A 21,066-nucleotide genomic window follows, 5' to 3' on the forward strand; every position below is an offset into this window, starting at 1 on the left:
TTCCCAGCGGTCTTTACAGGAAAATAGCAATGCCAAACGACGCACCGTCCATCTACGAAATGTACGACGCGCGGTTCCGCGATCTCGTGGTTCTCAGTGCTGGTCTTGAGGAACTCTATTCCGATTGCCGCTGGGCGGAGGGGCCGGTCTGGTTCGCAGATACCGGATGCCTGATCTGGAGCGATATCCCGAACGAACGCATGCTGCGCTGGGTGCCGGGTGGGAGCGTGTCGATCTTCCGCGCTCCCTCGAATTTCGCCAACGGCAACACGCGCGACCGGCAGGGGCGATTGGTATCCTGCGAGCATGGCACCCGCCGGGTGACGCGCACCGAGATCGACGGTTCGATCACCATTCTTGCCGATAGCTACAAGGGCAAGCGATTGAATTCGCCCAACGATGTGGTCGTCCACTCCGATGGATCCGTCTGGTTCACTGATCCGACCTACGGCATCCTGTCGGACTACGAGGGTTACAAAGCAGAGCCGGAACAGGCGACACGCAATGTCTACAGGCTGGACCCGGCGACCGGCGAACTAGAGATCGTGGTCGATGATTTCCGTCAGCCGAACGGCTTGGCCTTTTCACCGGACGAGACCAAGCTCTATGTCGCCGACTCTGCCGCAAGCCATGACATCAATGCTCCGCGGCACATTCGCGTGTTCGACGTGATCGATGGAAACAAGCTCGCCAACGGCCGGGTGTTTTGCGACATCGACGCGGGCATTCCGGATGGATTCCGCGCGGATATTGCGGGTAATATCTGGACGAGTGCCGGCGACGGCGTGCATTGCTTCGCGCCCGATGGCACCTTGCTCGGCAAGATCAAGATACCGCAGACGGTCGCCAACCTGACTTTTGGCGGGCCTCGCCGCAATCAGCTGTTTATCGCTGCGACGCAATCGTTATACCGCGTCTACACCACGGCCACAGGCGTCCAACTGCCCTAGATGTGGTTGGCCCATTCAGGCGCGTTGAAGTTGATGGTAGCGGTCCTCCGTTATCATTAAAGCAACCGACAATTCATCGCCGGCAATTGCAGATAGCCAACCCTTGATTTCGTATTGATATTTTTTGCTTGCTTGGCGCAGGTCGACGGATTACGGCTGAGACGACTTCTCTGAACGCTTTCGCCGGGCCGGACACGGCTGCTCCAGGGGCCACACCATTGGCATTCCTTCTCTTGGGAATAGAGAAGCGGCTCTGCCTTGTGGGGCAAGGCAGAGCCGGGAGACCGATAACGGCTCACTTAGTGCGACCAAGTGTCAGGGGTGTGAACTTGTCCGTCCGCTAATATTACACTACTCAAGGGTGAGTTCCTAGATAATAAATTATCCTTTCGTGACTCGGCGCCTCCGGGCGTGTGGGCCCTAGCTCCTTAGTGAAACGAGGAAAATTACAGGGATGACGCGAAATTCTTGGCAGTGGTGTGACGAGGTTACGTCGATCGACGGCGGCCCTCTTCATCAAATTGTCGGTAAACTCAGGCCGGATATGGTCGAGCCCGCGAGAATCGAGCCGGCTGGCATTTACTGCAGTTTTTGACCGTCAAGAAGACCATTCTCATAGGCAGCCGCAAGTGTGCTGTTTTCCGGATATGGATTCGGCCTATCGTTCAGGTGTCGTCTTCCTGCTGCAATACCTTGTTCATAGGCTTTTCTTTCATTTTCCGATGGGGTCCTCGGCATTTCTCGGCCGAAGCGCCTAATGGCTCTCGATGTGGCGAGATCGCGTAGTACATTGCAATCAACAATTCCACTTTGGTAGAGCTTGATCAGATCCACCGCAAACATCTCTCGGTTGACATCGTTCAAAACGAACCAGGGCTGAGCAATGATAACGTCGAAAATCTTTTGAAGATTGTCGATCTCCTCTGGTTGAAGAACGCATTCGATGAGGTAGCGACGCATGACCTTCCTCCATCGTATAAGATACTCTCTTTCAGCCTCCCGTGAAATGACAATCAATGGCGTAACTTGAAACCCAATTGTCTCCTGCAAACCCCAAATTGCGGGACATGCGAGCCGAAAAACGTAATCGTTTGCACGACATCGCATTTGCCCAGGAGGTGCGGCGCGAGCGTTCGCACGATCCGGTTGTCCGTGACCTATCCTAAGTTGCCAGCTTGGAACTATGCGGTTTCAAATGCTCTGCAATGAGTTCCCGAGCCGCTGCGAATACGCCGCTTTGGTCATCGCCCTGACTTTCCTCAAGCATTTGAAGGGCGTTCTCATACATATCGCGCTCTGCTTCAGCGCTAATCGCGCCGATCCGCCGAAGATGACCGATCAGCGCTGCAAGCATGGCGGAATTCGAAAGCGCCACCGCGCCGGCTGACAGGGCGGCAGCATCACGGTTGTTCGGTTTGCCGGCCATGTGTTCCTCCCGACGGTGAAGTTCCTCCCAGAACGGTCGTCGCTGTAAAATATAAGAAATATCAGAAGCCGCGCGAATGTCGATGGCAAGGATTCGCCTTTAGGTTACGATCGGGCGCTTTTAGCTGAGGCGGGCAATCGTATCGTCGAGGTTGTCGATCGCGAGTTGTTCGCGGGCGATCATGCCCTCAATATCGATATCTTCGTTGACCCATTTCGCACCTGCGCCTTGCAACTTCATCGCCAGAAGCTCATTGCGATGGGCGAGTTTTTCGTCTCTAATTTTGACAAGCTTTAAGCGAAAATCATCATTCATCTCAAATTCCTCCGCCGGGGGTGGTTGCTCATCGATAACTCGCGTTAGTCGCGCGTCCCGCGACTGTTAATCTCACTCGTGCCCACGTCCGCGATAGGTCGTTGGAACGCCGGCAACCTCATGGCATTGTGCGAGAGTTTCAAGCCACGCCGCCAATCCAGTCGGCACATCGGCATTCCCTGCTTCCAGCGCCTCCACCCACGATAAGTCGCATTGCAGGGCACTCGCCAGATTGATGGGCGTCCAGCGGATATGCAAAAGGCATTCGGAAAAACGTTCTGGGGTCATGGATCTTCCTATTTTTGACGTAACATTTACCGTGCCAGAGGGACACGTGAAGTCAAGTACGATGAAAGTTCCACTGGTCCCACAGATCATTGCCGAGTTGCCGCAACGCAATTGGCTTCCCTGGATGAAGAAGGTATCCGACTTCAGCTACGGCATTGTGAAGCGGTACATGCCGATGACAAACGCGAAGAGCTCTGCCTCGTGGCATTGAGGCAGAGCTTAAAAAGGCCTATTGAAAAGACCTCCCTGTGCGAACCTCCGGCTGGGGGGCGCGAGTGTTCGCACGATCCGTGCTTTATCGGAGCTCGCTTAAACGAACCTGAAGGGCGAGTGGGCACCAGCCTTGTCCGGGGACGTGGACCTCAAAGCCTGACACTGCGATCATCGGTCGTGACATTCACCTGCACGGACATGTCGTCGAAATCGGATGCGCTGCCATCATAGCTGCCCCACAGGGGTATCGCCTGTTTCGGGTCGCGGGCGACGCCGACGCGGATCAGGTCGCGGTTGCCGACGATACCGTTGGTGGGATCGAACTCAACCCAGCCGGCGCCCGGAAGGTAGATCTGGCACCAGGCATGGGTCGATCCGCCCCCGAGCGTCAACGAGCCGTCACGGTCGGGAACATAGATATAGCCGGTGATGAAGCGGGCAGCGAGCCCAAGCGATCTCGCCGCCTCCATCATTAGCAATGCAAAATCGCGACAGGTTCCACGCCGAAGCTGCAGGGTTTCCAGTGGAGTCTGCGTGCCATGCGCCAACCGCCGGGCGTAGATGAAGCTCTCGTGGATCGCGTAACATAAGGTCATCAGCAAGCGCCCGGTTTCGGTAGGCTGGCCGATCCGCACGAATTGCCGCGCCCATTTGCCGACCGCATCCCCCGGATCTGGGTAATGGCGATGAATGGTCCGCTCCAGATCAAGCGCTTCCTCCGGATCGTATGCAAAAGGATAGGTCAGGGCCGCCTCGTCGATCTGAAGGTCGATGGCAATGTGCGGCGTATGGTCGAGGCGAATGGTTGTTTCGAAGCGAAGTTCACGCGAGGCTTCCGCAAAACCAACCAGGGCGACACAATTGCCGAACACGTCATGGATCCATCGGACGTATTCCGGCTGCGGATCGACCTGCAGGTGGGAGCTCAACAGCCTCTGGTCGAAACTGTCCCTTGGCCTGAACATCAGGCGGTGCTCGCCAAACTCCACAGGTCTTGTGTAGCGATAGGAGGTGATATGCCGGACGGAGAATGTGGTCATCCAATCACCGATGATAGTTGCGAGGGCAGTGTTACCTATAAATCCTGCATCTCTTTTTTGCTTGGAGGCGATGCGAGAGCCAATGCCATAGCAGACGCCGCTTGGCGATCACAGGCATAAACGCCGGCAGCCGCCGATATGCATCTGCTTCGTCGGGCTTTCGGAGCTTCGATCGGAAGTTTGGCAATTTTATATTGGGTTTCTCAAGGAAAGAGTGCACCATCGCGCTCCGCGCGGGTCCATATGCGAACCACTGACATCGCCGCCGGGCAGGCAACAGCGGAGTCTAAGCGTATTCGCCTCGACATGTAAATTGGGATGGGTAGTCGAAGCACGTCGCCTTGCTTATCATTATCCCCACCGCCGCCACCAGGCTCAATTGTCGTCGACGCCGGTCAAATCAGTTCTTCGATACTGAGACTGCTGCCCGATATCTCGCATTGCAGGCTCACACGCTCTCTGGAGTTATCGTCTCAAACGGCACGATACGTTGGAGAATTGCCGGGCTGTCGCGATGGGTCAGGGAGGCAATCATTGTTGCGACCAATTCGTCATAAGCGGGTGTTTGGCTTTCGTCCGTGTTGAAGGTCAGTAGTTGCGACGGTTTTGTTGTTTGAGCTTCTTGATACGGTGGCGTTGATAGGCGTCGATTTGTCGGAACAGCGGCATCCGTTTGTTAAAGGTGAGATGCGTGATGGAGACGATGTAGGGGGTTTTGGCTTCCGGTCCGCCGATGTCCAGCCCGCACACGATGCCGCCTTCCTCTCCCATGTAGAAAATGCGTGTCATGTGGCAGCTATCGGGGATCTCGAGATCCGGAGATTGCTTGGTCAGAGTCTGTTTGAGCGTCTGAGACAGTGTCGTTTCGAGGGGAAGTGACGCCTCTAGTTCACGAACAAGGCGATCGGTTTTCTCAGGATCATCGATCATCGGCGATACTCTTGGCGATGGCGTTATCGGACTCAGCGGACGTGGGCAAGATCGGGTAGTTCCACACACCGTGGAAGGGATCACGGTCGATATTGATTGCATTCATTTCAGCGTCGGAGATCTTGATGGCCTTGGGATAGTCGTTTTCGTCGAGGCAACATTGAACGTCGAGCCCGTTGGCCGTCGTGGTGGCGCCGATCAGTTGAACGATGACCTCATGACTGACGGGGGGCTTGCCGCGCCAATTCTGTGTGATGAACGCAAATAGGCGGTGCTCGATGCGGTTCCATTTGCTGGTCCCCGGCGGGTGGTGGGCGACCGTGATAACTAAACCGGTTTCATTGGCTGAAGCTCGCGCTTCCACAGTCGCACACGAGCCCCATTGCTGCCACCGCAATCGGCGGTGATGAGCAGGCTGGTAGAACCAGGATAGCGGCTCTTTCCCAAAGCATTCCACCAGCGTCGAATGCTCTCCACGGCAAAGGCGGCGGTGTCATGATCGATGCCAACATTCACCCAACCCGAGTTGTCGGTGATGTCGTAGACGCCTTAAGGCGCAACTTTGCCGAATTCGGGTATCTTGAAGTCGTGAACGCGCACGGGTTCGGGGTCGCCTTTGGGCCGCAGCTCACGCCCGCCATTCTTGAAGTCGCCAACCAGCTCCTTCTTCTTGGTATCGACCGAGATGGCGGGCTGGCCGGCAGCCTGGAACTGTTTGATCTTCTGGTTGATGTGCTCGAATTGGGCGTCGCGGTCAGGATGCGACGCCCCTTCCAAGGTCTTCCTGTTGGCTTGGAGGCTGAAGCCAAGCTTGCGCAGCAGCCGACCAACCAATCTCTGACTGGCCGTAAAACCGCGTTGTGCCAATGCGCAGGCAAGGTGGCGCTGGCTTCTCCTCACCCACAGCAATGCCGCTTCGGGATCGCCACGGGTCGCCGATTGCACCAGCTCTTCCAACGCGGCCAGGAGGCCCGGCTCAGTCTCGGTCTTTGGCCTGCGGCCGCCGCCCGGCCGCCGAATCCGACGTTCCAGGTGCGCATCAGCGGTCCGCAACTCCGTAAGACCGCGCCCGATCGTACTGCGCGCAACGCCTGTCGCCGCCGAAACCGCCGCCACTCCACCTCGGCCTGCCGCGCGAGCCTCGGTTGCGGCCAACAGACGCCGTGCCCGCTCATCGAGATAGGGCGCAAGCGTCTCGAAGCGCGCCTTGATCGCGACGATATCAATCATCCAGGTCGCTCAAATCCATCCGGCCACTGAATCAGAAAGATCCCGACCCGTCCAGCATTTCGGTCAGATCTCGCCGGCTCACACCTCCCGAGTATCCTACAAAGCTCGTCACGAATCGTTTGTTCCGTCTCAGGCCCTTAGCTTGGACCATCAGGTTCTCGTAGGCGATGGAATTTGAAATGGCGGACACCGGCTCGGCGCAGCGCCGATGCCGGGGAGGGTCGCTTCTAGAAAGGATGTTGGCAAGCTTGTAGGCTTCTGATAAGTTACATGTAACCAAAAGTGATGGAGAAATACGTGGCCCTTATATCAAAGCGCATTCCCTCGCGCGTGAAGGTCGGAGAGCATCGCGCCCGCTTGCGTGCCCAAGGTTTGCGTCCGATCCAGATCTGGGTTCCGGACGTGCGTGCACCATCGTTCAAGGCCGAGGCCCACCGCCAGTCGCTTGCCGTTGTGGCAAGCGTGCATGCCGACGAGGATCAGGCATTTGTCGATGCTGTGTCTGATTGGGGTGATGGGTGAGGCGCGGCGATATCTGGACGGTCGCGGGTGGCAAAGATTATGCGGGCAAGCCGCGCCCCGTCGTGATCGTGCAGGACGACAGTTTCGACGCCACGGATTCGATCACTATTTGCGCCTTCACATCAGACGAGACGGAGGCGCCGTTGTTCCGGCTTGTTGTCAAGCCGAATGACCGCAACGGTCTGCGCTCGGCATCCCGGCTGATGGTGGATAAGATCACAACCGTTCCGAAATCGAAGATCGGCGGGCAGGTCGGACGGCTTGACGATGAGGACGTCGTGCGCCTCAATCAGGCGATGCTGGTCTTTCTCGGGATGGCAGTGTCGCCAAGAACAAAAGGAGAAGTTTGAGCGTCAGAGTGTGAAAAAAGTGCAAAGATGACCCCGTCGAGAGAGCCCATATACAGAGGCATTTGCTAAGGATCTGGAAGTGCACTTCCTCCAGTGAGGAAAGATGGCTCTGCCTTTTTCCCCAACAAGGGCAAAAACTGTCTTCCCATTCTTCGTTATGCGAATGCGTGTCCTCAGAACGAACGCGTCACTGGGCAAAGGGTGAGCTGGGGGCATCGTCGAACGAACTATCCTCTGTCTTCATATATGCACGACCACCTTTCCACCGGCCTCGTCCGTCTCCATCAGCCTGTGCGCTGCCTGGATATCTTCGAAACGAAACACGCGGGTAGGCTTTGCCTGATAGGACCCTCGGGCCGCGTTGTCGGCGATTTGCTGGAACGGAATCTCGCTGAATGGATAATCCTGGGTGCCGAAGACGAGCGCGCTGGCGAATGCGCTGAGGTGGGCGCCGCTCGGCATTTGGAAGACAGGATCAAACTGGGGCAACGGCGCGCCGCCGCCAAGAAACCCTGCCAGGCAAACACGACCGCCCCGCCGAACCGCCGCCAGAGAATCGAGTACGGTCGTGGTGCCGATCAAGTCCAGCACCGCATCGACGCCAGTCGGCGCGATATCATGCAACTTCGCCGCCAATTCGTTGCCGCCAATTATGACATGCGCCGAGCCGAGCCGGTACAGCATATCAGCGCGATCCCTTCGGCGCGTGGTGGCGACCGTTCTCACTCCCAAACCTCTTGCGATGTTCAAGGCCGCCTGTCCAAGCGCAGAAGTCGCCCCTCGGATCACCAGCGTCTGGCCGGGAGCCAGTTGGAGATTTCCAACCAGGCACGTCCAAGCAGTAGCGTAGGATTCAGGAAGAGCCGCAAGCTCTTCCCAAGGCAGGTCGGTGTCGATGGCGACAACGTTTTCCCGAGGCACACTCACGAACTCCGCGTAGGAGCCGTTGCGGGTGCGGCCCATCCCGCCCATAAGCGCAATGACCTTCTGCCCCGGCGCAAAGCCTCCCTCGAGATCGGCCTCGACGCTGCCGGCACACTCGATGCCGCTGATCTCCGCCACCTTACCCCAGGCACCGCTTCGAAAGTGAAGCTCCGCTCGGTTCAAGCCAAAGGCCTTGACCGCGATCAGAATTTCGCCTGATCGTGGATCGGGTCTCGGGCGTTCGGAGAGACTAAGAACTTCGGCGCCGCCGGGGCGGCTTATGATAATGGCGCGCATGTGTTTGCTCCTTTTTTCCTCTCAGAAGACATACAAGCGCCCGGCAAAGATGTATTTTACAAAGTTTCTCCAAACATTGTAGACTTATCGCCATGAATGGTCTCACGCTCGCCCAACTCCGCTCGATCGATGCCGTCGTCACCGAGGGATCGCTGCAAGCTGCCGCGCTGCGGCTCGGCCGCACGCACCCAACTCTGCATACGGCCATCATCAACGTCGAACGCCAGATCGGCTTCCCCCTGTTCGATCGAACTGGGTATCGCATGGTCCTTACGCCCGCCGGAGAGGCGTTCCTGGCGCGTGCCAGACGCGTGCTCACCGAAATGGCGGACCTTCAGGTCTATGCGGCGCAGCTCGCCGCCGGCGAGGAAAGCGAGTTGCGAGTCGTGATCGGTGATCTATCGCCGCTTCCCGAAATGCTCCAGCTCCTGCGTGGTTTCTTCGATGGTCGGCCGGCCACTCGATTGCATCTTCAGTTCGCGGCGATTTCCGGGCCATGGGAATTGCTGTTGGAGGATCGTACAGACCTCATTCTGCATCACGTCGATCAGAGTGATCCGCGCTTTGAAACGATCAGCCTTCGTCCTGTTCGCCTGATTCCAGTCGCTGCCCCGAACTTTCTGCCCTTTTCGACAGAGGAGGCGTCGCCGGAACGAATGCGGGACCTGGTTCAATGTGTCATTCGGGACAGCGCGCAAAATTTGCCCGAGAGAAGCTACTATGTCATCGAAGGTGCGCGGACCTGCACGGTCAGTGATCAGCTGATGAAGAAGGAAGTGATCCTGCAAAGCCTTGGCTGGGGCCACATGCCGGATTTTCTTGTCGATGCCGAATTGCGGGAAGGCCGTTTGATTTCTCTGGCCAACGGCTATTTCGGCGGCGGCGTGATTGAGCTGGTCGCCGCCCGGCGGTCCGGTCGGGCACATGGGCCAGCAGCGTCGGCGCTCTGGCGTCTGCTGCAAGCGAGCGCTGCGTCGACGTTAAGTGGCAAACCGAGACGATAGTACTGATCGACATTAGCTGGTGTATAGCATAGCAGATGATGTCAGCAGATCTTGCCTCATGCCGCCAGTGGTTCGTCATATCGCATCAGCCGCCCGGCGTTCGCCAGCACCAACAGTGTGCTGAAATTATGCAGGAGGGCGGCGACAACGGCCCCCGCCGCTCCGAGAAAACCGAAGCCCGCCAATACGACGATCGCAACTGTCCAGCCGAGGCCAGTGATAACGTTGGTTTTCAGCGTCCGGCGACAGAGCCTGCTGAGCCGGATGCATGTGCCGAGCCGTCGCAGATCGCTGCCGATCAGGATGATGTCCGAGGAGGCAAGCGCAATATCGGCGCCGCCCGCGCCTAAGGCAATCCCGACGGCACCGGCCTTGAGGGCGAGCGAGTCGTTGATCCCGTCGCCGACGACAAGAGGTTTGAAGCCGCTTTTCGTCTCGCTTAGCACGCGCTTCAGCTTGTCTGCGGGCAAGGCCTCAGCCGCGATGTCGGTTATGCCGATCTCGCGCGCGAGGGTATGTGCGACCGATTGGCGGTCGCCGGTGAGTAGAAGCTGTCGATGGAGCCCGAGCGCCCGCAACTCCGTCATCGCAGCCGCTGCTTCGGGCTTGATCGTGTCCGACAGGAGAAGCCAGGCGACAAAATTTCCGCCGATCGACATGCCCGCGAGCGGACCGTCATGCACGGGAACCGGGGGAACGACGACGGACAGGCGTTCAAACAATTGGGGACGTCCGAGGGCCACTTCACCCATTGCCGTGCTCGCAACGACGCCCAAACCTTGAAATTCCCGAACGCTCGTCAGGGGGTGATAAGCATCATGGGCGACGAGCGAGGCCAGCGCTCGGCTCACCGGATGACTGCTGGCAGCGCCCAGAGAGGCGGCCAAGGCCCGAACGATCTCTCGATCCGTATTGGCGGTAAGCCTGATGTCCTTCAGCCGAAGCCGGCCGAAGGTGAGGGTGCCGGTCTTGTCGATGACCAAGGAGGTCAGGTCTGCCAACTCTACGAGAAATGCCGAGCTACGGATGAGGATGCCGTGGCGCGCGGCGACTGCGATACCGGCAATCGCCGTTGCCGGCGCGGACAGGACCAGGGCGCAAGGGCAGGCAGCAACCAGGATCGCAAGCATGATCTGGTCATTGTAGGTGAGGAACCAGGCGATGGCCGCTATCGTCAACACGAATGCCAGATATTGCTGGGCGTAACGCTCCAAGAGCCGGGTAATAGGCGGCTTTGAACTTTCCGCGCGCTGCATCAGCGCGATGACTTTTCCAAGCGTCGAATCCTCACCTGCTCGGGTCACCTCGATCTCAAGACGACCGTCCAGGTTGATCGCGCCACCGAAGACGTCCATCCCGGCGGAGACTTCGAGAGGCACGGATTCGCCGGTGATTGGCGCGGTGTCGAGGCTTGCCTGTCCCTCCCTGACGCGACCATCGGCGGGAATGCGGTCTCCCGCTCTTACCTCCACCAAATCGCCGGGCTTTAGAGATACATTGTCGACTTCACGCGTCCGGCCGTCCGGTGTGATCAGCCGCGCGTGGCTGCGGGTCAGACGTGCCAGCGCCTCCATCGCTTCTTTTGATCCGATGACGCTGCGCTCCTCCAGCACATGGCCGAATATCATGATGATCGGCAGAAGTGCGGCGGTCAGCAGATCGCCCGTCGCCCAGGCAGCCAGCATCGCCAGGGCGATCAACTGATCGGTGATGCCGTGCAGGCTTGGATGGCGCAGACCATGCCAACCGGACCGTACGACCGGAACTGCGACGATCAGCGAGGCAGCCGCCAGCAGAAGCTGGCTGACGCCCTCTTCGTCAGGCGCAAGCCAAAGCCAGCCGATGCCGAGCGCGAGCAAGCTCAAGGCGATCATGGCGAGTGTGAGCTGAACGGCCGCCGCCTGCTTTTCGTTGGCGGTCAGCAGGCCGGCGCTGAGCATATGGCCATGATGGTGCGCGTGGCCGTGGGAGCCGTGCGAATGATCGGTCGCGACACTCATTTGTCGGCTCCCTGCAGAATGAGCCGTGCGTCGTCCCGGGGATCGACCGTGACCACCGAGCCTGCCTGCGACAGGATTTTGCCAACGCGATCCCGATAGAGGCGCCAGAGAAGACCGGGGTCGCTATCGGACCCTTGCGCGTTAGCAAAGCCGGTGACGGTGGCCGTGTCGGCACGCGCCTTTGACAGCCGTTCGCTGGATTGCGCTTCCGCCACCTGCACGATCCGGTCGGCTTCCTGATCGGCGGCCTGCTTGTCCTTTTCCGCGTCGTTTTGCGCTGACGCAATGGCCTGCTCCGCCTGCTGGCTTGCCGTCAGCACCCCGTCGAATGCGCTAACGGCCGGCGTCGGGAGCGCGGATTGAACATCGGCGCGGTCGATCTCGATCCCGAGACCTGTGCCCTTCGCTTTCAGGGAGTTTAGACTGCTATTGATGCTGTTCACCAGGTCGGCGCGCAAACGCTCGCGACGCTCGGCGATATCGCTGTCGGCGGAGACCAGCCCGGGCGTGCGACCAGAACGCTGTCCAGATCGCGTGAGGCGCAGATCACAACGGCGCTTCGGGTCACGAGGCGGTCCAGTGCCGGAAGGACGTGCTCCTCTTGCAGGACGTAGGTGAAGGGGTCGGTCACCCGATAGAAGACGCGGATGTCGAGCTGAACGACACTCGCGTCGGCGGTCAGCAAGTATCCCGATCCCGCCAGGGTATCGCTTTCCATTGAAGCGTCGGCCTCGCCGCTCTGAGCCGGAGGCGAGCGAAGCAATCCGTTGATCCGGCGTTCCAAGACCGCTGCGGCGTTGGGCAGAAGCAAAACCTTTTCGAAAGGCGCGGGCAAGGCCCATAGCAGGCCAGATTCCTGTACCCTATCCAAGGCGCCCAGGCGCAGGACAACGGCCCGGCTTTGCGGTGCGATCTCCCTGATATTGGATGTCGCCCAGCCAACGGCCGCCAGCACCACGATGGTGGACAGCAGCACGGAAACCAGACGAACAGCCTGATGTTGCGCCGCCGAATTCCTATCCCCGACCGCATTCATCTCTAACGTGCTCCGCCTGCCAACGCGGCGCTGGCTGGACCATCGATCAAAGCCCGGAACGGCGCAGCATCGGTGCGTAGGACAAGGCGCGTGTTGGAATTGACGATCGTGCCGAGCGTGTCGAGCGAGCGAAGCAGTTCGTAAAGCTCCGGCGCGCTCTTATAGGCAGTTCCATAAATCTGCGCCGCTTCGACGCGGGATTTGGCTTCTATATCGGCAGCCTTCACGGTCGCGTCCGCCCGCAGGACTCTCGCGTCGCGTTCGGCTGCGGAGCGAATTTCCGCGGCCTGACGCTTGCCGACCGCCGCTCGCTCGGTGGCGATGGTCTCACGCTCGGCCCGCATGCGGTCGACGGTGGCGTTTAGCGTGACCGACGGTAACGTCAGGCGCTCGATACCGACATCGACAACCCGCAAGCCATAAGTGTCGAACAATTGCTGCACGATCTGGGCCTTGAGCTGTGCTTCCAACGCATCGATCCGAAGCTTGTTCGGATCGGGATTGATCAGCGACGACAGGTCGAAATTGCTGGCTGCGGTTTCAAGCGATGACCCGAGGAAAGTGCGGATTTGCACTGCCGCCTGATCCGGCTGGTTCTGAACCGACCGCACGAAGCGCTTGATGGCATCCGGATCGGAGGGAACCTGCCAGATCGCATAGGCCTGCGCGATGATCCGCAGCCCATCCTTGGTCCCGACATCCTGCAGGCCGCTGGACGTTGATTTGGAGCGCAGATCGACGTCGATGGTCTTTTCCAGGGGAATGGGAAGCCGGAAGGCGAGACCCGGATCGATCAGAACGCGAGCGGGATTGCCAAACCTGGTGATGACGGTCGCGGCTCCCGATCTCACCTGGACGAGGCAGGCGGCAACCAGAATGATGGCGACGACGATCATCGCGACGATCAGGCGGGACCACCGAAAGGGCATCGTCTCGTTGTGATCATCGCCGTGAGAATGATGATGATCGTGACCGTGATGGTCCGAGTCCGGATGGGCGTGCGCGTCAGTCATCGGCCGGTTTCTTCGCTTTGGTATGGAGTGTTAGGCTCGGCATTTGTGTTGGGATCGACCGGTAGCATCATGCTCCGGAGATCGAGGGTCGGAGTGATGCTCCCGCCGATGCGGTGATCGATGACAAGAGCCTTTGAATGGGATAATCCCATCGCTAGTTGATTGAAGTATTCCTCTGTGAGAAACGCCTGTCCCGCCTCGTGGAAGGCCGATTGCTCGGCCTGGAAGCGCAGCTTTGCGACCTCCGAAGCCGCGATGCCTTCCCTTGCCTTCGCGATCGCATCGTCCTGTCGGAGGCTGGCATTCAATTGCGCCTCGTTCGTCTGTTCGGCTGCGGCTCCCCGCTCGCGCGCAACCAGTGTCTCGGCGCTGATCTCTGCCGCCTGGACACCGTGAAATGCATTGGCTGCGCCGGCGGGTGGGTGGATGGCCTCGATGACCACCGCCAGGATTTCGACACCGCTGTTCAACTCATCCATGCTCTTCTGAACTGTTGAGGCAATATCGCCTGCCAGTGACAACCGGCCCTCGCTCAAGACATCGTTGAGCGTTCTTCTGGCAAAATCATGCACCAATACCCGGTTCGCTGTGCTTTCGATCAAGGCCGGCAGATCGGCGACCCGATAGGCGGCCTTCATTGCCGCCTGGTCCGAAAGACCGATACGGTAGACGAAGCGGACGTCCATGTTGACGATCTGAAAGCTTTGCTCGCCACCGGTGCCGCTGGCGATGACCTGCGATTTCTCGCTGATGTGCGAGGCATCCCATAGCCGGTTCGCACTTTCCGGCGCCAGTCCTTCGGCATCGGCCAGCGGCTCGCCATTGCCGTTCGTGCTGATGGAGGTTGCCAGCTCGTGCACGCTGCCGTTCTCGATGGCAATGACACGGCCGAACGGCCACGGAAGACCGATGTGAAGGCCGGAATGCAGAATGCCCTCAGCCTTGCCGAACCGCTCATAAACGCCACGGCCGGTCATCGGAATTTCGCGCACGCCGCTCAACAGCCAACCCAGAAGGAGTGTTCCAAGAATGATGGCCGGAGCGGTCTTTCGAATGAACGAGAAAGCCCAAATCTGCCGAAGGTCGATGCCGTGTTTGGTCCGCAATTCAGATTGGATGCCGACCAAAAGCTGAGGTGGCCACTGAAGCGTGCCGGCGACAAGGCTGGTGGCGATCAATGTCGGCTCGCGGCTGTCGTTTTGCGGGCGGAACATGGAGGCGATCGCGCGGAACAGGAACTCAAGCCCGACGAGTGCGACAAAGCCTCCCAACGCCGCCAGGAGTTTGATGGGCAGTCCAGATCCGCGCGCGCTCAGGAACAGGCAGAAGCAAGACAGGACGAGCACGAAAATGGGCACGCGCGCCAATTGCGAAATTGCTCTTGCCTCGGGCCACTCCGCTGCATCGGTCGCGGCGAGTCGTCTTTCCGTCACAAGCAGAAGAAAGGCGAAAGCCAGACAGGCCGCAATGACGACGAGGAACGGCGTTCCGATCGCAGCGCTATCCGCCTTCAATGTCCAGCCGGTGTAGACGATCAAGCATGCGAACATGGATAGACCGGCGACCCGGAGCGGGTTGGCTCCGATCCGCAACAGGAGTGATCGCCCCGCGAAGAAAGCGCTTCCCGTCCATCGCTCGATCAGATCGGGCCCTTCCGTCTCCCGCTGCGACCACGGCGACGTCACGAAAGCAATGAGCCATTGCGCGGGTTTCCCGAGCCGCATACCGGCGAGACCGGCTTTCTTTCGACGCCACTCTGCAACGTCGTAGGCAGATCGAAGCCCGGTGCCAAACAGGATAAGTGCAGCGGCGTTATTGCAAAAGAAAGCCACCCAAATTGGGTTAAGGCTGAACGTATTTGCAATCAGAGCACAGAGCAAAAGCAGGGCCGCAAAGATTGAAACGCTGAAACCATGGTTTGCAATATCATGCGCTTGAACCGCGGCAAGTTGGAAGTCTGCTCGGTTTTTGATCTCAGGAAGCTGCTGCGCGTCGTCGGAACTAGTTTTCGGCATTCCCATACTTTATGCGCTCTTCCACGCCGCATCGAAGAAAGGTTTTCTATCTATTTCGCCAGCACCGCAGTCATTTGGGTGTAGGGATACGTTATTACGTATCGTACCCTTATCTGCAAGGCTTCGCCTTGAAAAAGGAAAGTCGGCTGATCGGCATCACTTGCGCCGTGTAGCCCCCCGGAAACAAACATAGTTTCGCCTACGACGGGCTTGGCCGACGGCGCCCGTTGTCTGGACAGAGCTGACCTTATGCCACGCGCCGGGTATCGGATCTTCGCAACGCGGCGGCGCGGGTTCTTAAATCCCTGACCCGTCGAGCTGCTGGGTGTCGTCGCCTTCCCAGGGTGAGGGCATCGAGGTGCGATTGAGATTAGCCGAGGGCATCGGCATCCAGCACTTCAGCTCCGGCTCGGCATATTCGATGACGCGGCCGGGCGAGGAATCAGAGGCGCGCCAGCCTTCTACGCCGAACTGATCGCCATTCGACCAGTAGGCGAGGTCGACTTCTGCCGGCCCCTGTTCGGACGGGCGGACCGTGACGAGGATCCGACTGCCGTCTTTCGGCGCGCTTGCCATGTGGCGCCAGCGGTCTGGCTCGTCCATCATTTTTCCTCCTGCCTTGCTGCGGGTTGAAGTGTCGCCTCACCATCGAAAGCGGTCAACCCAAACTTTCCACAACCCATCCTCTATTGGTCGTACTTCGTTTAGAACAGTTGCAGGAACGCAAGAAGCATGCCGAACCCGGACGCATTGCTTCGTCCGCCGGCCTCCAACAGGGCTAGCCGGGGCGGGCGTTTCGAACACGGTGCCGCCAAAAGGCAACCGCCGTCCGCGGCGCTCCGACCGTCACATAGACCGTGTCGCCCCTCGCGCGGAGGTTCCTTCTCACATCGTTGCGACCCGCCAGACATCGTTTCGCCTTTCAGCTATTTGGCGTTTGTCGTTCCGACCACCGTGTTCTAGTATGATGATAGAAATGCGGACATTCCGCCACGGTTGACGGCGACGCCCCGTTCAATCCGCCATAGCGAGCGTCAGGGATATGATCTCATGCTCATCCGCTATGGGTACGATATTACCGTAACTTGCGCACAACCGATACCGATACTGACCATGCTGACGCCGCGACCCGAGCGCTCGGCTGATGTTCGATCGCCGGATGTTGTTGTGACAAGCCCTGAGACAGCAACCACCACCTACCTGGATTTGTTCGGCAATGTCTGCCGCCGCTTTATCGCGCCGATGGGTGACCTGCAGATATGGGGGGACGGAACCCTTGAAGACAGCGGTACCCATGATCCGGCCTTTTGGGATGCGCAGGAGATCGCAGTTGGTGAGCTGCCGGACGATTGCCTCATCTACCTGATGGGAAGCCGTTATTGCGAGACCGACCGTTTGAGCCAGATCGCATGGGACAGGTTCGGCAACGTCGCGCCGGGATGGGGCAGGGTGCAGGCGATATGCGATTTCGTTCACCAACACATCATCTTCGGCTATCAGAACGCTCGCTCGACGCGGACGGCGCTCGAAGCCTATGAAGAGCGGATCGGCGTCTGCCGCGATTATGCCCATCTGGCCATTGCTTTCTGCCGCTGCATGAATATTCCGGCACGCTATATCAACGGTCACTTGGGCGATATCGGCGTGCCGATCCTCGACCCAATGGATTTTAGCGCCTGGATCGAAGTTTTTCTTGGCGGTCGATGGATGACGTTCGATCCGCGCAATAAAGTTCCGCGCATCGGCCGCATCGTGGTCGCCCGCGGTCGGGACGCAGCTGACGTCCCGCTTATAGTTTCCTTCGGTCCGCACGTCTTGAAGTCTTTCCGGGTCTGGACCTATGACGTCACCGATGCACAACCTCCGGCCACCCAGTAGCAATGGCTGGGCGCGACGGCAGCCCGGTTCCGAGAGCTCGCCGTTTTGTGCATTGTGTAAAGTTTGGTCCCGTTATAGCGAATACTGCTGCGCCGCCGGGTCGGGCACGCACCGCTGACAGCATCGGCGGCTTCTATCCTGACGCCGGAGCAGCAGGGAGCTTTCCGCGCCGGCTATTCGGATCCGCTGGTTACCCAGCGGGTGAAAGCGGTTCTATCGTCGGCGACGTCAAACAAGGCAGGCATGCTGATGGAGTCTAAATGCAAGAGCGAGTTTCAGACTTTAACGGCGCACGTTTTGCCGGCAACTCTGAAATCGCGTCGGGTGCGAGCAGAGGATGTTCGAAACGTTGAATCTGGCAGTGGGCTGTTCGGATTTGTGCTGACTACGCCGCCTCAGATATAAGATGGTAAGGCTGGACGAGGTAATCGGAAGGGATGCCCCATTCCTTGTTCAGCTTGTGGATCATATCCACAGTGAGGGCACGCTTCCGGTTCAAAATCTCGGAAGCGCGCGACTTGGAGCCGAAGAGTTTAGCTAGATCGGATTGCTTTCGCCCGCTCATCTCCATGTGGGCCTTGATCAGCTCGACGGGCTCCGGGGCTTCGATCGAATAGTGACGATTCTCGTAGGCCTCGATAAGAGCGGAAAGGATATCGAAGCGATCTGCATCCGGCGTACCGAAGGCGGGAGGGTTATCGAAATACCGCTCAACCTCGCCAGTAGCCCAAGCAAGGTCTTCATCGTTCCTGATGGCGCGGATGTTGTCCATTACACTGTCTCCGGGTTGATATCGTTATATTCCTTATGGGTACAGACGAATTTGACCAGCACCCGTTGATATGGATAGGCGATGTGGACGATCAGGCGATACTTGTTGCCTGAGAAATCGAAGATGATGCGATTATCGCTGACGAAATCGACGTTCGCTCCAAACATCTTTTTGACATCGGCAGGGCTGCTCCGGGCCGCTTTACCGACAATCGCATACCAAGTCTTCAATGGGGTTTTGGCTGGGGATGGATTTTCCAGAACTTCCTCAATGTCGACTTGGCGATGATCTGCATAGGCATTGTGTAACATATTCCCATCTTGGGAACAAGAAAGATTTCCCAAATTGGGAACGCTGGCCGTGTCGGCAGTCGCGATGTCAGACGGTTCCCTAAAGTCATGGAATGCTATCTGACGACGGGAGAACGCGATGCTGTCCTTCGCATCGTCACAGCCGATCTTGATAGCTATCGGCGATTTCGGGCCGACCACCGACATGGATCCCGAACGTGTCGAACCTCAAGGCAGAAGTTTCGATGGGAACGTTGAAACTATGTTGTGAACCCCATATGGATTACTTCACCAACGAAGATTGGTTCACCGTGACCGAAGCCGAAGCGATCGAGATGGCAATCGACCGGCATGGCGAAGATGGAATCACATCTGTCGCCTATTGTACGCTTGAGACGTGGGGTGATCATGGTAACCGCGAATACCATTTTTAGTTTGATCTGTTTCTCAAACTGATAAAGCGGGAGCATGTCGGCTGGGCCTAGAGATCACTGGCCCGCCGTCGTTCTTGTTCGCCCGACACTTCACGGACATCATTTATCGATACATCTTCTGCATTTTTCTGATGACAGCATGTATCAGCCATCGACGAAGGGTACGCATCCGGCCAGGGCCGCCTTGAGAAGTGTGCGGAAAAGTAGCTGACTGTTGGTATGGACATCTATACTCACCGTCAGTCTGCCGGTCGGCTAGAAATCGTTGACAGTGGCCGACGTCGTCGGTTCAGCAACGAGGTTAAACGTCGTATTGTCGCTGAAAGCCTTCTGGAGCCGGGACTTTGTTCGGTGACGGCGCGGCGTCATGGCATATCTCGTTCGCAACTTTATGAATGGCGCCGGCTGGCACGCGCGGGCAAGCTTGGCGAGGCAGAGGCGAGCGATAGCTTCGAAGGGTTTATCCCGGCGATCATCACGACAGGGCCTGTGAGCGGGCCGCCGTCAGATGGTCGCATGGAGGTTGTGAGCGCGAATGGACGACGGGTGATTGTGGACCGGGAGGTCGATATCGAGGCACTCGTGCGGATAATCCGGGGCCTGGAGACGCTTCGATGAATGTGCTGCCGATGGGGTCAGGCGTTAAGGTCTGGCTGGCGACGGGGTATACGGATATGCGCTGTGGCTTCCCCTCTCTGGCGCTTCGGGTGCAGGAAGTGTTGAAGCACGAGCCGCTCGGCGGTCATCTGTTTTGCTTCAGGGGTCGCCGCGGAGACCTGATAAAATTGATTTGGCACGATGGCCAGGGGGCCTGCCTTTTTACGAAAAAATTGGAACGTGGAAAGTTTATCTGGCCTTCTGCCGAAGGTGGGGCGGTTGCGATCTCGGCAGCTCAATTGAGTTATCTGCTTTCCGGAATTGACTGGCGAGCCCCTCAGGAAACCTGGCGTCCGACGCGGGTGTGATAGCAATATTCGATTGAAAATACAGGAGAAATTCGTTAAATGGCTTCATGTCTTTGAAGCCTGAACATCTGCCTGCGGATCTTGCCGGCGCCTATATGGCGCTGCTTGCTGAACGCGACATTGCGGTTGCGCAAGCCGCCAGGGCTCAGGCGCTTCTGTCCGACCGCGATGCGCTGATTATCAGTCTCGAGCTCAGGATCGAGAAGCTGAAGCGCGAATTGCACGGGCAGAGCAGCGAGCGCACGGCGCGCCTGATCGACCAGATGGAATTGCAGCTTGAGGAACTCGTTGCGGCTGCGACGGAAGACGAGATTGCAGCGCAGGCGTCGGCAGCCAGAACCTCGTCGGTTCGGCCATTCGTGCGCAAGCGGCCGGTGCGAAAGCCGTGGCCGGACGATATTGCCTGCGAGCGGGTGGTCATTGATCCTCCAACGACGTGTGGTTGCTGCGGTGGCTCGCGCCTGTCAAAGCTGGGAGAGGATGTCACCAAAACGCTTGAGGAGATCCCGCGTCGCTCCAAGTTGATCGAGACGGTGCGGGAGAAGTTTACCTGCCGAGATTGCGAGGCGATCAGCCAGGCACCCGCACCGTTCCATGTGACGCCGCGCGGCTTTATCGGCCCGCAACTTATGGCGACGATCCTGTTCGACAAGTTCGGCATGCACAGCCCGCTCAACCGGCAGAGCACGCGGTTCAAATGCGAAGGGATTGATTTGTCGACTTCGACGTTGGCTGATCAGGTCGGGTTTGGGACCTCCGCGCTGAAGCCGCTCTTCGACCTGATTGAAGATCATGTTTTTACGGCTGAGCGCCTTCATGGCGACGATAGTGTGCTGCAGAGCACTCGGAAAGGATGGTCTATATGGCCTGACAATCTGTGTGCTTGAAGCTGCGATAATGATGAGGGTTGGCCCCTCGGGCTCGGCTTTCAGGAGCTGGGCTCAAACCACTCCAAGCGGCTGCGTTTAAGAGACGTGGTCGTGAGCGTTGGAGGCAAGTCCAGGGCAAACCCTGGGCCGGTACGCATCCGAGAGACGAATGAAAATGAACCTTCCGATGAAGCGTCGTAACGTGGAACCTGTCGTCAAAACCAGAGGTGTGTCGTCTCTCTGGGATCAGCTTGTCAGATGCCTGGTGACCGGGCAAGCGGCGACCGGCGTTGAGGGGGCGTGAA

The 21,066-nt window shown here is 58.5% G+C and carries 21 protein-coding genes and 4 pseudogenes; 9 read left to right on the forward strand and 16 right to left on the reverse strand.

The window, feature by feature from the left end:
• Positions 1–29 precede the first annotated feature (29 nt).
• On the forward strand, positions 30–950 hold the full coding sequence (locus tag GA0061101_RS28340) for an SMP-30/gluconolactonase/LRE family protein (RefSeq protein ID WP_092576179.1): 921 nt from the start codon (positions 30–32) through the stop codon (positions 948–950).
• 579 nt (positions 951–1,529) lie between these two features.
• Here GA0061101_RS28340 and GA0061101_RS28345 read toward each other — a convergent pair.
• From GA0061101_RS28345 to GA0061101_RS28380, 7 genes and pseudogenes are all read right to left on the reverse strand, one after another.
• Positions 1,530–1,910, reverse strand: coding sequence for a hypothetical protein (locus tag GA0061101_RS28345; RefSeq protein ID WP_208865039.1), 381 nt, complete (start codon positions 1,908–1,910; stop codon positions 1,530–1,532).
• 202 nt (positions 1,911–2,112) lie between these two features.
• Entirely contained in the window at positions 2,113–2,376 is a 264-nt protein-coding gene (locus tag GA0061101_RS28350; protein WP_092576182.1) for a hypothetical protein, read from the reverse strand.
• 120 nt (positions 2,377–2,496) lie between these two features.
• Entirely contained in the window at positions 2,497–2,691 is a 195-nt protein-coding gene (locus tag GA0061101_RS28355; RefSeq protein WP_092576185.1) for a hypothetical protein, read from the reverse strand.
• 72 nt (positions 2,692–2,763) lie between these two features.
• Positions 2,764–2,979 carry a hypothetical protein gene (locus tag GA0061101_RS28360; protein ID WP_092576188.1) on the reverse strand — a complete coding sequence of 72 codons (216 nt, stop codon included), beginning with the start codon at positions 2,977–2,979 and terminating at the stop codon, positions 2,764–2,766.
• 362 nt (positions 2,980–3,341) lie between these two features.
• Positions 3,342–4,232, reverse strand: coding sequence for a transglutaminase family protein (locus tag GA0061101_RS28370; protein WP_092576194.1), 891 nt, complete (start codon positions 4,230–4,232; stop codon positions 3,342–3,344).
• 588 nt (positions 4,233–4,820) lie between these two features.
• Positions 4,821–5,162 carry a hypothetical protein gene (locus tag GA0061101_RS28375; protein WP_092576196.1) on the reverse strand — a complete coding sequence of 114 codons (342 nt, stop codon included), beginning with the start codon at positions 5,160–5,162 and terminating at the stop codon, positions 4,821–4,823.
• Positions 5,152–6,392, reverse strand: a pseudogene (locus tag GA0061101_RS28380) (ISAzo13 family transposase). The gene GA0061101_RS28375 and the pseudogene GA0061101_RS28380 overlap by 11 nt, the downstream one beginning before the upstream one ends.
• Positions 6,393–6,689: 297 nt before the next feature.
• Here GA0061101_RS28380 and GA0061101_RS28385 point away from each other — a divergent pair.
• Both GA0061101_RS28385 and GA0061101_RS28390 read left to right on the forward strand, forming a co-directional pair.
• Positions 6,690–6,914, forward strand: coding sequence for an antitoxin MazE family protein (locus GA0061101_RS28385; protein WP_245297591.1), 225 nt, complete (start codon positions 6,690–6,692; stop codon positions 6,912–6,914).
• Positions 6,911–7,264, forward strand: coding sequence for a type II toxin-antitoxin system PemK/MazF family toxin (locus GA0061101_RS28390; RefSeq protein WP_092576200.1), 354 nt, complete (start codon positions 6,911–6,913; stop codon positions 7,262–7,264). The genes GA0061101_RS28385 and GA0061101_RS28390 overlap by 4 nt, the downstream gene beginning before the upstream one ends.
• Positions 7,265–7,504: 240 nt before the next feature.
• On the opposite strand, the gene GA0061101_RS28395 is transcribed toward GA0061101_RS28390, so the two are convergent.
• Entirely contained in the window at positions 7,505–8,485 is a 981-nt protein-coding gene (locus tag GA0061101_RS28395; RefSeq protein WP_092576203.1) for a zinc-binding dehydrogenase, read from the reverse strand.
• Between the two features lie 92 nt (positions 8,486–8,577).
• Between GA0061101_RS28395 and GA0061101_RS28400 the strand changes: the two genes are divergently transcribed.
• Complete coding sequence (locus tag GA0061101_RS28400; protein WP_092576206.1) at positions 8,578–9,489, forward strand: LysR family transcriptional regulator; 912 nt, start codon at positions 8,578–8,580, stop codon at positions 9,487–9,489.
• A 56-nt stretch (positions 9,490–9,545) separates the two neighbouring features.
• On the opposite strand, the gene GA0061101_RS28405 is transcribed toward GA0061101_RS28400, so the two are convergent.
• The 6 genes from GA0061101_RS28405 to GA0061101_RS28425 all read right to left on the reverse strand — a co-directional run bounded on the left by GA0061101_RS28405 (position 9,546) and on the right by GA0061101_RS28425 (position 16,156).
• Positions 9,546–11,489, reverse strand: coding sequence for a heavy metal translocating P-type ATPase (locus GA0061101_RS28405; protein WP_092576209.1), 1,944 nt, complete (start codon positions 11,487–11,489; stop codon positions 9,546–9,548).
• On the reverse strand, positions 11,486–11,932 hold the full coding sequence (locus GA0061101_RS40355) for an SPFH domain-containing protein (protein ID WP_245297592.1): 447 nt from the start codon (positions 11,930–11,932) through the stop codon (positions 11,486–11,488). The genes GA0061101_RS28405 and GA0061101_RS40355 overlap by 4 nt, the downstream gene beginning before the upstream one ends.
• Complete coding sequence (locus GA0061101_RS40360) at positions 11,929–12,525, reverse strand: SPFH domain-containing protein (RefSeq protein WP_245297593.1); 597 nt, start codon at positions 12,523–12,525, stop codon at positions 11,929–11,931. The genes GA0061101_RS40355 and GA0061101_RS40360 overlap by 4 nt, the downstream gene beginning before the upstream one ends.
• A gap of 2 nt (positions 12,526–12,527) precedes the next feature.
• Positions 12,528–13,538 (reverse strand): protease modulator HflC, encoded by a 1,011-nt coding sequence (hflC, locus tag GA0061101_RS28415; RefSeq protein WP_092576211.1) that lies wholly within the window; start codon positions 13,536–13,538, stop codon positions 12,528–12,530.
• Positions 13,535–15,262 (reverse strand): protease modulator HflK, encoded by a 1,728-nt coding sequence (gene hflK, locus GA0061101_RS28420; RefSeq protein WP_245297594.1) that lies wholly within the window; start codon positions 15,260–15,262, stop codon positions 13,535–13,537. The genes hflC and hflK overlap by 4 nt, the downstream gene beginning before the upstream one ends.
• A 588-nt stretch (positions 15,263–15,850) precedes the next feature.
• Entirely contained in the window at positions 15,851–16,156 is a 306-nt protein-coding gene (locus GA0061101_RS28425; protein WP_037190746.1) for a hypothetical protein, read from the reverse strand.
• A gap of 447 nt (positions 16,157–16,603) precedes the next feature.
• Here GA0061101_RS28425 and GA0061101_RS28430 point away from each other — a divergent pair, with 447 nt between their 5' ends.
• Positions 16,604–17,431 (forward strand): transglutaminase-like domain-containing protein, encoded by an 828-nt coding sequence (locus GA0061101_RS28430; protein WP_092576216.1) that lies wholly within the window; start codon positions 16,604–16,606, stop codon positions 17,429–17,431.
• Between the two features lie 385 nt (positions 17,432–17,816).
• Here GA0061101_RS28430 and GA0061101_RS28435 read toward each other — a convergent pair whose 3' ends face one another.
• Positions 17,817–18,203 (reverse strand): helix-turn-helix domain-containing protein, encoded by a 387-nt coding sequence (locus GA0061101_RS28435; protein ID WP_092576218.1) that lies wholly within the window; start codon positions 18,201–18,203, stop codon positions 17,817–17,819.
• Positions 18,203–18,498, reverse strand: a pseudogene (locus tag GA0061101_RS28440) (type II toxin-antitoxin system HigB family toxin). Before GA0061101_RS28440 ends, GA0061101_RS28435 begins: the two are co-directional and overlap by 1 nt.
• Positions 18,499–18,580: 82 nt before the next feature.
• On the opposite strand from GA0061101_RS28440, the pseudogene GA0061101_RS38895 reads away from it, so the two are divergent.
• The 4 genes and pseudogenes from GA0061101_RS38895 to GA0061101_RS28460 form a co-directional block, all read left to right on the forward strand.
• Positions 18,581–18,753 (forward strand): annotated as a pseudogene (locus tag GA0061101_RS38895) (Lrp/AsnC ligand binding domain-containing protein); the annotation flags it as partial.
• Between the two features lie 393 nt (positions 18,754–19,146).
• Entirely contained in the window at positions 19,147–19,545 is a 399-nt protein-coding gene (gene tnpA, locus GA0061101_RS28450; RefSeq protein WP_092576221.1) for an IS66-like element accessory protein TnpA, read from the forward strand.
• Positions 19,542–19,892 carry an IS66 family insertion sequence element accessory protein TnpB gene (gene tnpB / locus GA0061101_RS28455; RefSeq protein ID WP_037201726.1) on the forward strand — a complete coding sequence of 117 codons (351 nt, stop codon included), beginning with the start codon at positions 19,542–19,544 and terminating at the stop codon, positions 19,890–19,892. Before tnpA ends, tnpB begins: the two co-directional genes overlap by 4 nt.
• Before the next feature lie 47 nt (positions 19,893–19,939).
• Positions 19,940–20,728: pseudogene (locus tag GA0061101_RS28460) on the forward strand (transposase); the annotation flags it as partial.
• Positions 20,729–21,066: the final 338 nt, after the last annotated feature.

Origin of the sequence: Martinezella lusitana, from assembly GCF_900094565.1 — a bacterium.
GTDB lineage: Bacteria > Pseudomonadota > Alphaproteobacteria > Rhizobiales > Rhizobiaceae > Rhizobium > Rhizobium lusitanum.

What these genes read in the sequence shown, in the direction of transcription:
- GA0061101_RS40360 (WP_245297593.1), bottom strand. Translation starts at nt 12,525, where the DNA reads ATGAATGCGGTCGGGGATAGGAATTCGGCGGCGCAACATCAGGCTGTT.
- hflK (WP_245297594.1), bottom strand. Translation starts at nt 15,262, where the DNA reads ATGCGGCTCGGGAAACCCGCGCAATGGCTCATTGCTTTCGTGACGTCG.
- hflC (WP_092576211.1), bottom strand. Translation starts at nt 13,538, where the DNA reads ATGACTGACGCGCACGCCCATCCGGACTCGGACCATCACGGTCACGAT.
- GA0061101_RS28375 (WP_092576196.1), bottom strand. Translation starts at nt 5,162, where the DNA reads ATGATCGATGATCCTGAGAAAACCGATCGCCTTGTTCGTGAACTAGAG.
- GA0061101_RS28435 (WP_092576218.1), bottom strand. Translation starts at nt 18,203, where the DNA reads ATGGACAACATCCGCGCCATCAGGAACGATGAAGACCTTGCTTGGGCT.
- GA0061101_RS28405 (WP_092576209.1), bottom strand. Translation starts at nt 11,489, where the DNA reads ATGAGTGTCGCGACCGATCATTCGCACGGCTCCCACGGCCACGCGCAC.
- GA0061101_RS28355 (WP_092576185.1), bottom strand. Translation starts at nt 2,691, where the DNA reads ATGAATGATGATTTTCGCTTAAAGCTTGTCAAAATTAGAGACGAAAAA.
- GA0061101_RS28345 (WP_208865039.1), bottom strand. Translation starts at nt 1,910, where the DNA reads ATGCGTCGCTACCTCATCGAATGCGTTCTTCAACCAGAGGAGATCGAC.
- GA0061101_RS28360 (WP_092576188.1), bottom strand. Translation starts at nt 2,979, where the DNA reads ATGACCCCAGAACGTTTTTCCGAATGCCTTTTGCATATCCGCTGGACG.
- tnpA (WP_092576221.1), top strand. Translation starts at nt 19,147, where the DNA reads ATGGACATCTATACTCACCGTCAGTCTGCCGGTCGGCTAGAAATCGTT.
- GA0061101_RS28340 (WP_092576179.1), top strand. Translation starts at nt 30, where the DNA reads ATGCCAAACGACGCACCGTCCATCTACGAAATGTACGACGCGCGGTTC.
- GA0061101_RS28430 (WP_092576216.1), top strand. Translation starts at nt 16,604, where the DNA reads ATGCTCATCCGCTATGGGTACGATATTACCGTAACTTGCGCACAACCG.
- GA0061101_RS28350 (WP_092576182.1), bottom strand. Translation starts at nt 2,376, where the DNA reads ATGGCCGGCAAACCGAACAACCGTGATGCTGCCGCCCTGTCAGCCGGC.
- GA0061101_RS28370 (WP_092576194.1), bottom strand. Translation starts at nt 4,232, where the DNA reads ATGACCACATTCTCCGTCCGGCATATCACCTCCTATCGCTACACAAGA.
- GA0061101_RS28400 (WP_092576206.1), top strand. Translation starts at nt 8,578, where the DNA reads ATGAATGGTCTCACGCTCGCCCAACTCCGCTCGATCGATGCCGTCGTC.
- tnpB (WP_037201726.1), top strand. Translation starts at nt 19,542, where the DNA reads ATGAATGTGCTGCCGATGGGGTCAGGCGTTAAGGTCTGGCTGGCGACG.
- GA0061101_RS28395 (WP_092576203.1), bottom strand. Translation starts at nt 8,485, where the DNA reads ATGCGCGCCATTATCATAAGCCGCCCCGGCGGCGCCGAAGTTCTTAGT.
- GA0061101_RS28425 (WP_037190746.1), bottom strand. Translation starts at nt 16,156, where the DNA reads ATGGACGAGCCAGACCGCTGGCGCCACATGGCAAGCGCGCCGAAAGAC.